Below are 13,637 nucleotides of genomic sequence, written 5' to 3' on the forward strand. Positions count from 1 at the left end.
ATATGGTATGACTAGTTCCCAGTTCTGGATATTTGCCGCTGAGTTGTTCATTTTTGGTATAGCCTCTTTCCTCGCGATCATCGTGTGGTCGAAAACACGGGAAATTCCCTGGCTGTTCATGGTAATCGCTGTGTTGTCCCTGTATGCCTCCTCCATACTGCATGCACTTGATCTGCTGGGAGCAGTAAATCTTGATCCAGTATTTCTTGGCGATGCCAGTCCTGTCAGAATACTGCTGCAGATATTGCCGGGGATGGCACTTATTGCAGGCTTTATAGCCTATATTCGCGGGAGATTGTAGAAATCAGTCCTCGTACAAGCCAACGGGATTTGCTTTTTTTTCTGTCTTGTGATAGCTTGGCTTCTGATATCTGCTAGGAGGATTTGCATGGTAGCATTAATTGTGGGACTTGTATTTTCGCTGGCTGGCCTGTACGCAGTTCTGCCAATGGATTGGGCATTACAGTGGGGACCTGAAGTCGTGCAGTTCATCAAGGGCGGTCTGCCAGTAATGGCATTTTTTATTGGATTTCTGGCAGTAATAATCGGCATCGCTGATATCAAAGACAGAATGGAAGCAAAGAAGGAAGAGGCAGAAGAGGCAGCCAGGCAAGGCTGATACGACGGGTAAAAAAGACATTGCCATCTCGACATACGGCACTTGACTTTTTTTCCGTTCTCAACAATTATATGCCTCCGAACTGAGTAGAACAAAGGGAATGATCATGAAAACAATATTCAAAAAACCGGCAGAGGTTGAGCGCTCGTGGTACCTGATCGATGCCGAAGGCGAAACCCTCGGACGGGTCGCAGTTAAAGTAGCCACTCTGCTGCGTGGAAAACATAAGCCTGAGTTTGCTCCCCATGCCGAAATCGGTGATTATGTTGTTGTTGTCAACGCTGATAAGGTGCAGGTGAGCGGAAGAAAAGAAAAGCTGAAGGTTTATTATCGTCACAGCGGGCATCCAGGTGGAATTTATTCCGAAACCTTCGAGAAGGTTATCGTGCGCAAGCCGGTATTTCCGCTCGAGCACGCAATTCGCGGAATGCTCCCGAAGAATCGTCTTGGCCGCAAGCTCTTCAAGAATGTCAAAGTGTATGCTGGTGATCGACATCCTCATGCATCACAGCAGCCAAAACAGATTTCTGTTAAGTAAGATCAAGGAGTAAGGAATGTCCGTATACGTTTCACAGGGAACAGGAAGAAGAAAAACATCTGTAGCACGGGTTTATCTGAAAAATGGTAGCGGTGATATTCAGGTGAACGGCAAGAATCTTGATGACTACTTCAACACCAAGGAACAGTCGTACATCGTACGTCAGGCACTGGTGGTTACTGATAATGAAAAGAAGTTTGACATTAAAGTAAATGTATTCGGTGGCGGTAAATCAGGTCAGGCAGGGGCTATACTACATGGTCTTGCTCGAGCGCTGGTATCTGTTGACGAGGAAAATCTGAAATCATTGCGCGCTAACGGCTTCATGAGCCGGGATTCAAGAATGGTTGAACGAAAGAAATATGGCCAGCCAGGTGCTCGTCGGAAGTTCCAGTTCTCCAAGCGTTAATTTTTTGTGCTATCCGATCATCTGGTCGAAATTATTCACATAGAAAAAGGAACCGTTGCGGGATGGCTAAGGCTGTCACTTGCTGACGGTTCTTTTTTTATGCTGCCCTTCAAGCTTGTGCATGAATCCGGCTGGGACCTACCTGGTTCATATGCTGATCCGGTGCAGCTTGAACAGCTTCAGCATTCAGCCTATCTGAAGCTGGTTCGTCGAAAAGCCCTTGATGCCTTGAGCAGAGCTGAGCACAGCCGCCAGAAACTGGAACAGAAGCTGACTCTCAAAGGTTATCCGATTGACTGTATAAGGGAGATTCTTGATGAGCTTGAGCAGCAGGGGCTGCAGAGTGATCTGCGTTTCGCCGAAGTCTGGGGACGATCCCGCATGGAACGTAAAGGTGAGGGGCCGCGCAAGGTAATGCTTGGTCTCAGAAGTCGTGGAATCTCTTCTGCAACTGCCTCAGAGGCCCTCTCAAGGCTTTTAGCCGAGGAGCCGGAGCTTGGCATGCGTGCGGTTCGTAAGGCTGTTGAACGACGTCTGGGAAGCCGCCGATACAGTGGTCCGGAAGCTCTGGTCCGTGAGCTTCAGTATGAAGGATTTGACCGTGAGCTTGTGATTGAAGTGCTTGATGCAAAGGAATCAGATTAAACACAGAAATGTATCTTTTTTGGGTTTTGTTGTTTATTTTGCTTTTCATATTCACCTTTTCCAAGTAGTATATTACAGGGTACGGAGTTTTTGGCCGTAAGCAGATAACAATCAGACAAATCGATTGAGGAGTATATATGGCAAGGAATGACAAAAAAATCCGCATTTTCAGCGCACTTGAGGTGGCAAATATTTGCGGAGTTGTAAATCAGACAGCAATCAACTGGATCAAAAAACAGCATCTGCGTGCATTTCAGACCCCTGGAGGACAATACAGGGTGTATGCGGAGGATCTCATTGATTTTCTTCAAATGCGCGGTATGCGCATGCCTGAGGAGCTTCAGAGGATCATGCAGGAGCAGATGTCATACGATTCCATAATGGTTGTAGATGATGATGAGCAGCTCTTGAATTCAATGATGGATTTTCTCAGAGACGAGTATCCACGATATGAGCTTTTTGCTGCTGCCGATGGTTTTCAGGCAGGCCGGATAATTGCCGAACACAAGCCTAAGGTAATTATTCTTGATATAGATCTTCCTGGTGAGAATGGCTACAGTGTATGTCGTGCTATACGAAGCGACGATACGCTCGGGATTCCGATTATAATTGCAGTTTCCGGCCTGGATGATGAAGAAGTCAAGTCTAAAATTGATGAAGCAGGTGCAGATACCTTTGTAAAAAAACCTCTTGATTTCGAGGCAATCCCCGAGTTGATCAAGGAACTGGTAAAAGAACGTCGGCGTGCACGGCGGCAACGGGAGCTTGATTGATATTATGGAGCAGTACACAATTCTTATTGTAGAAGATGAGGATGCTATCCGTTTGACGATGCGGGATTTTCTCGTCAGGAAGGGCTACAGTGTGCTGCTTGCCTCGGATGGAGTAGGGGCTATCAAGGTTCTAATAGATCATTCCGAGATCGATATGCTTATTACTGATTACAGAATGAATATTCTTGGTGGCGATTACTGGATAAAGTTTCTTGCCCGCTTCTGTCCTGATTTGCCGGTAATAGTTACCAGTGGTTTTCTACGGCCTGATTTCGAGATTCCATTCGAGGTTGTGTATAAGCCATTTGACTATAATGAACTTGAGAGATTGATTCAGGAGCGCCGCTGAGGTTTTCTGATACATCATTTCAATGCATGTTCAATGCATGCAATTGATGCCAAAAAAAGGCTGTCAGGGAATCAATCCCGGACAGCCTTTTCGCATTCAGTATCTGCCGGGCCTCCGTTTGGGCAGCCCCGGCGCAGTCTTACCTGGAAATACTGTAGAATGTATCCATTCCTGGGTATTCTGCGATATCATCGAGCATATCCTCGATTCTCAGCAGCTGGTTGTACTTTGCCAGACGATCGGAACGGCTCATTGAGCCTGTCTTGATCTGACCGGTTCCAAGTCCAACTACCAGGTCTGCAATAAATGCATCTTCGGTTTCACCTGAGCGGTGGCTGACGATTGCAGTGTAGCCGGCACGTTTTGCCATTTCTACTGCCTCAAACGTCTCTGTCAGAGTACCAATCTGGTTTACCTTGATCAGGATTGAATTTGCTATTCCCTTTTCGATTCCGGTTGAGAGGCGCTTGGTGTTGGTTACGAAGAGATCGTCGCCAACAAGCTGAACCTTGTCACCGATCTTGTCGGTGAGTGACTTCCAGCCATCCCAGTCGTTTTCGTCCATTCCGTCTTCAATTGAGATGATCGGGTATTTTGCTGCCCAGTCAGCCCAGTAAGAAGCCATTTCCTCGCTGGAGAGCTCACGTCCATCAGACTTCTTGAAGATATATTTCTTCTTGTCTGCGTCGTAGAACTCACTGGCTGCAGGATCAAGAGCAATGAACACGTCTTCACCGGCTTTGTAGCCAGCAGCCTTGATTGCTTCGAGAATTACCTCAACAGCCTCTTCATTTGACTTGAGGTTCGGTGCGAAACCGCCTTCATCACCAACTGCAGTGCTGTAGCCGCGACTTTTCAGAACAGTCTTCAGGTTATGAAAAATTTCTGCTGTCATACGAAGAGCAGAGCGGAAGTTTTCTGCTCCGACAGGCATAACCATGAATTCCTGGAAATCAACGGAGTTGTCTGCGTGCGATCCGCCGTTGATAATATTTGCCATTGGAACTGGCAGGGTACAGGCCTTGTATGCGCCGAGGTACTTGAACAAGGGAAGTCCAAGATGATCTGCTGCAGCACGGGCTACTGCCATACTTACACCAAGCATTGCATTTGCACCAAGTTTGGCTTTGTTTTCTGTTCCGTCAAGCTCGATAAGCGCACGGTCAAGAGCAACCTGGTCAAGTGCATCCATGCCTTCGATTTCTGCTGCGATTATTTCATTCACGTTTTCAACAGCCTTCAGAACGCCTTTGCCCATGTAGCGGCTTTTATCGCCGTCCCGAAGCTCAACTGCTTCATGTTCACCGGTTGACGCTCCGGAAGGTACGGCTGCACGGCCGAACGATCCGTCTTCCAATACAACATCAACTTCTACTGTCGGGTTTCCGCGGGAATCAAGAATCTCCCGTGCCTCGACGTATTCAATCATACTCATAGTTACTCCTTGGATTATTAGGATTTATCAGCTCTTACTATGCGAGTATGGCAGGGCATTGTCAAGGTCGGTCAGATAGAACTACAATAGCCTATGAGGTATTCGAGACTCTTCACCAGAACAGCACGGCAGGCACCAAGAGAGATTCAGGCGCCTAGTTACCAGCTCCTGCTCAGGGCTGGTTATATACGTCCACTGGCACCAGGGCTGTTCGGATATCTGCCGCTTGGTCAACGGGTTATCGAAAGAATTACAGGAATAATACGCGAAGAGATGCAGACACTGAACGGAGGTGAAATCAGTGTTCCGCTGGTTAATCCCATCGAGTTGTGGCAGCGCAGCGGGAGAATTGAGTCTTCCCAGGCTGATATTGCGCGTTTTACTGATTCTTCAGGACGGGAAATGATACTGTCTCCTACACATGAGGAGGCGGTAGTCGAACTTGTGGGGTCAACTTTGAGTTCCTACAGGGATCTTCCCCTGTTCGTGTATCAGTTTCAGCGAAAGTACCGCGATGAGGCCCGGACGCGGCATGGACTTCTGAGACTCAAGGAATTTCTGATGAAAGACGGCTACTCATTTCACCGGAATTTTTCTGATCTGAATAATTTTTTCCCGAAGGTTTTTTCTGCATATGAACGTATTTTCAGAAGCTGCGGACTTGATACGATACCGGTAGAAGCCGGTGTCGGATTCATGGGTGGTGACCGTGCGTATGAGTTTCACCTCCCTGCGGCCATCGGAGATGACGTTATTGTCCAGTGTGATGGCTGTAATTATGCAGCAAACCGGGACATTGCAGTTGGTTACAAGCAGATATTTGGTGGACAGCCGGGAGAATTCAGATGTCTGGATACTCCTAACTGCACGAGTATGGCAAAGCTCGGCAGATTCCTTGAACTTCCAAAAACCCATCTCGCCAAATCAATGGTGTTCCGGACCCCTCATCGCCTTGTCCTGGCTGTTGTGAGAGCAGACTTCCAGGTGAGCACCGAAAAGCTGTCAGCCGTCTGCGGTGAGGCGATATTAGGGTTGGCCGGTCCGTCTCAGCTACGTGATTCAGGATTGATTCCCGGTTACTTTTCACCTGTCGGACTGCAGGAAAGTGATGATCTCTCGATTGTAGTAGATGATGCAGTTGCAAATACTGCAAACCTGGTTTTCGGTGCAAATGAGCATGAAAAGCATTACGTGAATGTCAATTTCGGACGGGATTACGAGTGCAGCTCGGTAGCCGATATTGCCAGAATCGGGCGTCAGAATCAGTGCATGCACTGCGGTGGAGATCTGAAGGAACAGCACAGTATTGAGCTCGGCAATATCTTTCGTCTGGGAACATACTACACAAAAAGAATGGGACTCGAGGTCCAGGATGACCATGGCCGGCGTATCTATCCGCATATGGGGTCTTACGGTATAGGAATAGACCGGCTCATGGCTGCTGTAGTCGAGCGGCATCATGATCGGAAGGGAATTATATGGCCCTTTAATCTGGCTCCTTTCCGCGGTTATCTACTTTCTCTTGGTAAATCTCTGAGGGTTCAGGAATTATCTGAATCTCTGTATAGAGAGCTTGGCGACCTGGTATTGTTTGACGATCGTCAGGAGTCAATCAGCGCAAAACTGAAAGATGCCGAACTGCTCGGAATTCCATATGTGGTGATGGTTTCACCGGATTCAGTTGCAAACGGCATTGTGGAAATTATCGAACGCCGCAAGGGTGTTTCGAAAAAGGTTCCGCTTCATCAGGTAGAGCAGATATTGTCGCATCAGGATGGGTTCAGCCATGCAGTTTGATTTAACGCCGGAGCTCATAGACCAGATTCTCTTTGCCATGGAAAATCAGGAAGTGGAATTTATTGTGGAGGCTGATACCTCACTGGTTGTTCCTTTTGATCAGCTCTCGGAAGATAACTTTGAACCGAACAGGCATTACTCAATACCTGAATGGGGACCAAATGACGGGTTCCGTACGATGGAAGCTTTTTGTGCCCAGCTGCATAATCCTGTATATCGAGAGCGCTTGTTCGGAATCCTCAGTTCCGGCAGGAAGGTTTTCAGACGCTTCAAGGAGGTTCTGAGGGAGAGACCGGAACTTGAACAGCGATACCGGCAATTCAAACGACAGACAATGCAGCGGGTGATCAGTGTCTGGTACAATGATCTCCGGGATACCTGGGGGCTTGAGCGGAAGGCTACTGAATCAGTTTTCAGTGATGAGTTGCTGTACAGTGAGCTGTCCATTGTGGGGCCAGACAGAATTTTTGCAGCCGAGTCCTACCTGAGTCATGCCGAGAGACACGCATGGCGAAGCATGGCTGAGGATAGTGGTGAGCATACAATGCTGCGTGCCAGGCGCATCCGGAATCTGTTTTGTGGTTTGAATGATTCTTCAGAAACCGAAGATGTAGTGGAAGCTGCTATGTCCATGCCGGGAGTTCTGCTGTACGGGCAGAGTCCGGAAGGGGAAACTGCCGGCTGTATCTGGATTTGCCTGTCCCGGAGCGATACTGCTGAACTAGGGCTTATTTTCGTAGAACCTGAGTATCGAGGTATCGGGCTTGCTGAAAAACTGATAGAGAAAGCGATCGCGGAATTGAGGGGAAAATATCCGGAATGTCTCAGGCTTCATGTGCACATAGCCGGTAAAGCCTGTTTGCTGCTGGACTATCTCGAAAGAAGCGGAGCTCTTTTAAAGAGCGCCGCTTTTTCCTATGATTTACGGTGATTTCTAGGATTTTGCCTGTAGTGCTGCCAGGCGCTCTTCTCTGACAGAAACCGCTGACTGGTGCAGAGAATCAAGCTTTGCCATTATTGCATCTGCTACATGTTGTTTCAGATCACTGTCGGCAGGGGCATTCTCACGCGCATTATTGCGGAAATCCCGGGCACGGATTACTTCTGAAGCCTGCATGACGATAACATCGGGGGTGATGACATCATTTTCCATGGAATCGGTAACCTTCAGCAGATTGCCGGCAGTCCCGAGGAACAGCACATTATCAAATGACTTTAGATATGAATCCATTTCCGGTAGTCCCTTTTTGGTGCCGGGATCACCTTCGCGGTAGCGTGTGCCCGATGGAAACACCAGAATAATATGTCCGTTGTGTTTAGCCCGAATCATATGATGCAATGCAGCACGGTTAATATTATTGCTGACTTTCTTTTCCTGTTCCCATTCCGGGCTGTTCTCATAGCGCTTCAGGGAGCGAGAAGGGTAGATTACAATACGGGTATATGCTTCTGCAAAAGCGCGTACAAGGGGTTGTTCAACCGAGAGCTTCATTCCGGCGATTGCGATCAGGCTGTCTGCTATTTCTTTCCCGGAATCATCCTGCTGCTCGAGCAGCTCGAATATAGCTGGAATGTCGAAGTTGCTGTAATGCTCTACAAGCAGCAGACAGGATTCGCCTGCTTTCGAGCGCTCGTAAAATTCCTTCAGGTGCTCGAAACCTAAAAAACAGCTTCCCGGCAACATAATTTTCTTGATGAGTGAGGCAATGATCTTTCGATTGGTGTCATTGCCGATTTGATGCACCGTCTCCGGAGTAATGTGCTCAGGTGAGCGTGCATTTTTCATCAACAGTTCAATAACCTCTTTCTGTGAGTCTGTAACTTTCATAGGTCTAGAGTACGTGGCAGTTATCAATATGTCAATGTACAGGAAATCAGTTTTTCTGGTCTGCAGGTAAAATAGTGGAAACTCTTTGGTCATGACGAGAGTACGCGACTTCCGGGTTTCCAGGGTCCAGAGTACGGCGTCCGTTAACATAGAATACATAGAAATGCTGTTGATCAGGGGCAACTCTGAGTTCAATTTCATATTTTCCCGGTGAGGTTTCCCGCAATCGCTGGGCAAAGGGATCCCAGTGATTGAATGTTCCGCCGACTGTTACATTCATACCTGCAGCTCCCTTGTACTGCAGTCTGAGTCGGCCGTCGTTGCTGACAGCGGGGACTCTATAGCTGCCTTCAGGGGCTTCCGGTATCTGTATTCTGGAGAGTCGTCTTCCGGCGATATCTGCAACCGAGTCTTCTGCGAGCGGGTCTGTAATCCAGATTCCATCTATTCTCAAGCGGTAGACCAGGGAATCAAGGTCTCTGGGTACTGGTATGGCAAGTATATAGACATTATGCTGATTTATCGAAAAGGTGTGCAGCTTCTGGAACTGCTCGTGCTCGAATGCTGCGGCGACATACCGCGGACGCTGCTCCTGTCTGGGCTGACGGTAGCTGATAATGACATGGTCTGACACAATGTAGGGCGCTCGTGGACTGTGCAGCGACATTATGCTCATGTGCACTGAAAAATCCTCGACCGCGAATGCTTCGGCTATCGGACTGACAGCTCCAAGCAGACACATACATGTGAAAAATACTCTGTATAACTTCTGGACGGTTTTACTCATCTGCATTAACATTTTCGGTTAGATAGCCGGAAAGTTAAGTAATATACGCGGCTAATACTCAGTTTTTTCGCAGAACTGCCGAGATCAAAAGTAGGTTCAACAAATAGGATTATAATGAGCGTATGCCAAGGATAGAGGATCTACAGGACTTCCAGAAAAAACTTGTCTCAATAGCACGTGAAGGTGAGCTTCTGGCACAGCAAGGGAAGATCCCGGAGCTGGCTGATCCGCCGGACAATCAGATAGATGCTGATCAGTTTTCAGATCTGTTTGATGATGATCCCGGCAGCATGGAACCTGAAATTCAGGAAGATTATACCCAACAGCTTTTTGAATCGGTGCAGGCAGAAGATGAAGACAGCGGAGCTGCTGAGGATAGCAGCCATGATTTTGCCGATCTGCTTGCCCCTGACGATGATGATCCCTTTTCGGACATAGATGAGTTTGATATTCCGCAGGATCTGTTTGCAGGCGAGGATGAAGACGACGATGTCGCTGACGGCGATGCGGCGGATATCGCGGCAGCAGAAGAAGCTGTCCCGAGCGCCGATGAACCGGAAGAAGCCGAGCTGGAAGAAGCCGAGCTGGAAGAAGATTTTCTTAACCAGGATTCCCTGGATGATGTTTTCTCTGACGGAGATATGCCCGACGAGGCTGTGTCTGACGATAGTGTCTTTGATGATAGTTCCCTGGACGAGGTCGGCAGCATCCCGGATGATTTCGACCTGCCTTCCGATAGTGATTTTACCGACGCGAACGATGAAGCCGACGATGACGCCGACGATGACCTTGGAGATTTCGATCTTGAATCCTTCTCCTCGATTGAGGATGTTCCTGATCTTGATCAGGAACCCGACATTGAGTTTTCACGGCCCGAGGATAATGAAGCAGGCACTACCGGTGATCTGGATTCCATTGATGATATTGGTTCATTTGATGAACTGGATTCCATTGATGAGCTCGGTCCGGTTGATGATCTGGATGCTCTTTCTGATTTCGGGGCGATGGACTTTGGTGATACACTGGATGCAGATGTCTCAGGGAAGGGAGCTTCGGAATCCAATGACCTGGATGGTATCGATGATCTATCAGGTATCGATGATCTTGACGGCATACCTGGCCTGGATGACATGGAAGCTGAGCTTGGAGACTTCGATGTCGACATGGGCTCAGATGAGTTCAGTCTGGGAGATTTCGGTGCAGAGTTTGGAGTGCTTGAAGAAGAGCAGGGTGATGTCGGCCATGTAGATCACGAACATGATTTCGGAGACGATGATGCTGAATTACTTGAAGCAAGTCCCGAGGACAGTCTCCAGCTGTCGGAAAGTGAGTTTGCCGAGTTAAGGAAAAATCTTCAGAATCTCCCGCTTAATGTCAAAATGCATGTCGAGGAAATCATCGCTGAAGCTCAGGGCAGTCCTCGTCAGCAAAAAGCGCTTCTCGATCTGGTAATTGCCGGAGAAAATGCCAGAATCATTGCAGGGAATGCAGGGCGGATAATCGGTAGAAAGATTGAGGTTCCCAAGGGCTATGAGAAACACTCCGGTATTGAATTCGAAGAGCAGAAAGATTCTTTCTCGTATCAATTCAAGCATGTTATCTGGCCCGTTGTCCGTTCTGCAATAATAATCCTTGCTTTGCTGTCTACTCTGGTACTTTCAGTCTATCGCTTTGTCTTCAGCCCATTGTACGCGGGCAGTCTGTATCGTCAGGGGCATTCCGAACTTGTAGAGGAGAACTACAGCGAGGGAGAGCGTCTGTTTGCCAGAGCCAGGGAATACCACGACTCGAGGCGCTGGTTCCTGAGATATGCTGATGAATACAGAACCCAACGGGAGTTTTTGAGAGCCCGGTCAAAGTTTGAGGAGACACTTCTCCGGTGGCCTGGAAATCGTGCTGCTTTGCTTGCGTATGGAGGTATGGAATCAGAGGATCTACTGAATTATGCACGGGCTGAAGAACTGCTGTCCTCATATTATCGAGCAGAGAGCTCGAGAGTCTATGATTATGACATTCAATTGGCCAGGGGAGACAACTTTTTGCGCTGGGGTGAGCAGGACTTTGATAGATATGAGGACGCCAGAAGAACCTATGCCGGACTTCTTGAGCAGGAAGGGGTCAAGGATCTGCTGTTGTTCCGTATGCTCCGTTACTTTGTGCGCACGGATAATTTCGAAGAAGTCAGGCTGCTGCACTCCTTTATTGAGGCAGGAGGTGCAGCGATTGATGCAGATGCATGGACCGAGCTGGGCGGATATTATCTGGATAAACACGAGCAGAATCCTCTGCAGCACAGTCTGGAAGGCATCTCTCAGGTTCTGCTGGCGGCACTGGATGCAGACAGCAGTAAACCCGCAGTGTACTACCATCTTGCCCGGAATTTCCGGCACAGTGGTGATAGAGCAGCAGAAAATCGGGCCCTGGAAACTGGTATCGGCCTTTTTGATGCCAAGCGACCATTAGGAAGACTGGACGTGGAAATGCTGATTGATTCGCTGATACGTCGAGGTGAGAACCATTCTGCACGGGATCAGGATGTAGACGCTCTGCGTTATCTGTCCAGAGCGCGGAATGAATATGAGAGCGCTGTCAGCAGACTGCTCGTTCAGCCGGATGAACGATTCGGGCGCCTGTACTCACGAATGGGAGACATCTACTATTACCGCGGTAGTGAGTATGCCCAGGCCCTGGAACTGTATCGAAGAGCTGAAGCGAACGGATATTCAACCAGAGAACAGGATTACCGAACCGGTGTGATTCATTACAGGAGTCAGAGATATGACCAGGCTCTGGATGCATTTGCAGATGCCAGAGGGTCTTTCAGCGATCAGCGTAATCTCGAATATGCCCTGGGAAACACTCTGTACAGACGTGGAAGCTACAGTGCAGCAGCGGCTCATTATCAGCGGCTGCTGCGGGATCTGCAGAACGAGCGCCGGAATATAGAAAATCTTTTTGTAGATGAAAATCCTCAGCACTATGCACTTATAGAGTATCTGAGGCGGGTAAGCAATAATCTTGGTGCAGCTATGCTGAGGGAGTCGGGCATGACAGGTGAGCGTGAGCGCTGGAACAGGGGAATGGCTCACCTTACAGAGTCTGCGGAGCTGTCCGAGGATTTTTTCAGGAATCCGGAGACTGCGGAGCGGGCGGAGATCGTGAATCTGGGATATCTGAACCTCCGCTCTGCTATGTCACCTGCTGCCAGTTTTGATCTGGAAATATTTGATGGGCTGCTCCAGGATTTTTCGGATATTCGATTCCGAACCTACTGACATGCGACAGGTCCTGGGTATCAGGTGGTAACCGGGATCATCCATCCAAATCGATCTTCCCGTGCGCCGTATTGAATCCCTTTCAGGCTATAGAGCAGTTCGGTTGTCAGTACTCCCATTTTACCATTGCCGAATTCACGGGTCGTCCCCAGATGGCTTATGGATTCTATGTATGAAACACCGGCAGCGGTTCCGGTCACAAAGGTTTCTGTGGCCCGTTCAAGTACCTCGTGGATACTGATTTTACGTTCTTCCACCCGAACATTCATGGCCTTTGCCAGCTCGATTACACTCAATCTATTGATTCCGGGCAGAATGGTGTCCTCAAGTTGCGGGGTAACCAGGCTGTCGTCATCCAGCCGGAAGAAGATGTTACAGCTTGATCCTTCTTCTACATAGGTCTGTTCGCGGCTGTCCAGGAAAATAGCTTCCATGTAACCGTCGCGATTTGCCTGCTTTTTTACCAGAGTCGGTATAACATAATTTGCATCACATTTTATCCAGCCGGTGCCGCCTGGTGTTGCCCGTACCCGATCGGTAGTAACGGCCTTTGCATTGCCGTCGGGATCGAAGTATGAGCCGACCGGTGTGGCTATGCTTATAACCCAGGGAGCTGAACTAAGACCGAGACCAATGCCGGGTTCGGAATACGTGAAGGGGCGGATGTAGACTGCATGACCGTCAACAAAGCCGGTTTTTTCCCATTCTTTCCGGTATTCAGGGCGAAATCCGATTTCAGCATTGCAGGCGCTGATTCTCTGCATTGCCTGGACAAAGAGGTCTTCCGGGAATTCAGGCATCATGAGGCCGGCCATGGATCTGGCAAATCTCTCGGCATTTTTATCCGGCCGGAAGAGTTTCAGGGAGCCGTCCGGCTGAGGAAAGGCCTTGAGTCCTTCAAAGCAACCCATGCCGTACTGGGTTGTGTAATTTACCAGGGGCAGTTCGGGGAAGGAATTCCTGCGCCTGTAGTACTCGGCACGGGCTTCCTCAGGCAATGCAGCCTCTTCCTGTGGTGTCAGATGGGGTTTTTCTATCAAGTCGTCGCTCCAGCCCTTTTCTGGCTGAAATTTACTGATGTGAACATAGGGATACATGGACAAGGAAAAGCCAGCTGCCATTCTGAGCTCCTTTAAAGCGATATATTTGTATTCAGGTGGTATTGTAGCGCTCGGTAATGTT

General features: G+C 48.7%; 14 protein-coding genes. 10 read left to right on the forward strand and 4 right to left on the reverse strand.

Translation table 11 applies throughout. The annotated features are described in order from the left end of the window. Positions 1 to 7 precede the first annotated feature (7 nt). The 7 genes from ACYQ2L_RS09030 to ACYQ2L_RS09060 all read left to right on the forward strand — a co-directional run bounded on the left by ACYQ2L_RS09030 (position 8) and on the right by ACYQ2L_RS09060 (position 3,333). The gene (locus ACYQ2L_RS09030) at positions 8 to 301 is read left to right on the forward strand and encodes a hypothetical protein (protein WP_460054185.1); all 294 of its coding nucleotides are present in this window, start codon (positions 8 to 10) and stop codon (positions 299 to 301) included. An 87-nt stretch (positions 302 to 388) separates the two neighbouring features. Next, positions 389 to 619 carry a hypothetical protein gene (locus tag ACYQ2L_RS09035; RefSeq protein ID WP_460054187.1) on the forward strand — a complete coding sequence of 77 codons (231 nt, stop codon included), beginning with the start codon at positions 389 to 391 and terminating at the stop codon, positions 617 to 619. A gap of 106 nt (positions 620 to 725) precedes the next feature. After that, positions 726 to 1,157, forward strand: a complete 432-nt coding sequence (gene rplM / locus ACYQ2L_RS09040; RefSeq protein WP_460054190.1) for a 50S ribosomal protein L13 — start codon at positions 726 to 728, stop codon at positions 1,155 to 1,157. A 16-nt stretch (positions 1,158 to 1,173) separates the two neighbouring features. After that, positions 1,174 to 1,566 carry a 30S ribosomal protein S9 gene (gene rpsI, locus ACYQ2L_RS09045; RefSeq protein ID WP_460054195.1) on the forward strand — a complete coding sequence of 131 codons (393 nt, stop codon included), beginning with the start codon at positions 1,174 to 1,176 and terminating at the stop codon, positions 1,564 to 1,566. Positions 1,567 to 1,572: 6 nt separating this feature from the next. Then, on the forward strand, positions 1,573 to 2,211 hold the full coding sequence (locus ACYQ2L_RS09050; protein ID WP_460054199.1) for a regulatory protein RecX: 639 nt from the start codon (positions 1,573 to 1,575) through the stop codon (positions 2,209 to 2,211). Positions 2,212 to 2,348: 137 nt separating this feature from the next. Continuing rightward, a complete protein-coding gene (locus ACYQ2L_RS09055; RefSeq protein WP_460054204.1) occupies positions 2,349 to 2,984 on the forward strand; it encodes a response regulator transcription factor in 636 nt (211 codons plus the stop codon). 4 nt (positions 2,985 to 2,988) lie between these two features. After that, complete coding sequence (locus tag ACYQ2L_RS09060) at positions 2,989 to 3,333, forward strand: response regulator (protein ID WP_460054209.1); 345 nt, start codon at positions 2,989 to 2,991, stop codon at positions 3,331 to 3,333. A gap of 139 nt (positions 3,334 to 3,472) precedes the next feature. Here the strand turns inward: ACYQ2L_RS09060 and eno are convergent, their stop codons facing one another. Continuing rightward, positions 3,473 to 4,768, reverse strand: coding sequence for a phosphopyruvate hydratase (gene eno / locus ACYQ2L_RS09065; RefSeq protein ID WP_460054213.1), 1,296 nt, complete (start codon positions 4,766 to 4,768; stop codon positions 3,473 to 3,475). 93 nt (positions 4,769 to 4,861) lie between these two features. Between eno and ACYQ2L_RS09070 the strand changes: the two genes are divergently transcribed. Next, on the forward strand, positions 4,862 to 6,565 hold the full coding sequence (locus ACYQ2L_RS09070) for a proline--tRNA ligase (RefSeq protein ID WP_460054217.1): 1,704 nt from the start codon (positions 4,862 to 4,864) through the stop codon (positions 6,563 to 6,565). Further along, complete coding sequence (locus ACYQ2L_RS09075; protein ID WP_460054223.1) at positions 6,555 to 7,496, forward strand: GNAT family N-acetyltransferase; 942 nt, start codon at positions 6,555 to 6,557, stop codon at positions 7,494 to 7,496. The genes ACYQ2L_RS09070 and ACYQ2L_RS09075 overlap by 11 nt, the downstream gene beginning before the upstream one ends. Before the next feature lie 3 nt (positions 7,497 to 7,499). Here the strand turns inward: ACYQ2L_RS09075 and ACYQ2L_RS09080 are convergent, their stop codons facing one another. Then, positions 7,500 to 8,393, reverse strand: a complete 894-nt coding sequence (locus ACYQ2L_RS09080; protein WP_460054226.1) for a 1-acyl-sn-glycerol-3-phosphate acyltransferase — start codon at positions 8,391 to 8,393, stop codon at positions 7,500 to 7,502. Positions 8,394 to 8,439: 46 nt separating this feature from the next. Further along, positions 8,440 to 9,135, reverse strand: a complete 696-nt coding sequence (locus ACYQ2L_RS09085; protein ID WP_460054229.1) for an early set domain-containing protein — start codon at positions 9,133 to 9,135, stop codon at positions 8,440 to 8,442. Between the two features lie 167 nt (positions 9,136 to 9,302). Between ACYQ2L_RS09085 and flcA the strand changes: the two genes are divergently transcribed. Beyond that, positions 9,303 to 12,455: a periplasmic flagellar collar protein FlcA gene (flcA, locus tag ACYQ2L_RS09090; protein WP_460054231.1), complete on the forward strand. Its 3,153-nt coding sequence runs from the start codon at positions 9,303 to 9,305 to the stop codon at positions 12,453 to 12,455. A gap of 20 nt (positions 12,456 to 12,475) precedes the next feature. Here the strand turns inward: flcA and ACYQ2L_RS09095 are convergent, their stop codons facing one another. Beyond that, on the reverse strand, positions 12,476 to 13,576 hold the full coding sequence (locus ACYQ2L_RS09095; RefSeq protein ID WP_460054234.1) for an aminotransferase class IV: 1,101 nt from the start codon (positions 13,574 to 13,576) through the stop codon (positions 12,476 to 12,478). Between the last annotated feature and the right edge of the window lie 61 nt (positions 13,577 to 13,637).

The organism is Spirochaeta dissipatitropha, assembly GCF_054657935.1.